The sequence below is a fragment of the Methylovorus sp. MM2 genome, assembly GCF_001648895.1.
In the GTDB taxonomy this organism is placed as follows: Bacteria; Pseudomonadota; Gammaproteobacteria; order Burkholderiales; family Methylophilaceae; genus MM1.
In genome coordinates, this window is the sequence record NZ_LXUF01000003.1 from 1 (window position 1) to 424 (window position 424).

Below are 424 nucleotides of genomic sequence, written 5' to 3' on the forward strand. Positions count from 1 at the left end.
GTCCTTCATTAACCATAAATGCACAAACATCATCAAATAATTCATCTTGTGATTGTGTTTGTGTTTTTTTCAACAATTCTTTTTCTTCAAATAGATAGTCCGGTTCTCTTTGTTGTTTGATAAAATCAACAACATCATCAATTTCGTCATCAGAAACAAATGTACCTTGAACTCTAATCGGTTTATTCATAACGCTACCAAGATATAACATATCGCCATATCCTAACAAGCGTTCTGCTCCACCACTGTCTAATATCGTTCTCGAATCTACACTTGATGATACCATAAATGCAATTCTTGTTGGTATGTTGGCTTTAATTAAACCTGTAATTACATTGACAGATGGTCTTTGCGTAGCTACTAACATATGAATACCACATGCTCTCGCTTTTTGAGCAATTCTAGCAATAGACTGTTCAACTTC

1 protein-coding gene is annotated in these 424 nt (G+C 34.2%); it reads right to left on the reverse strand.

Annotated features, from left to right (window positions below; translation table 11 throughout):
• Positions 1-424: FtsK/SpoIIIE domain-containing protein (locus A7981_RS07585; protein ID WP_131800949.1), on the reverse strand; the 424-nt coding region annotated here is incomplete at both ends.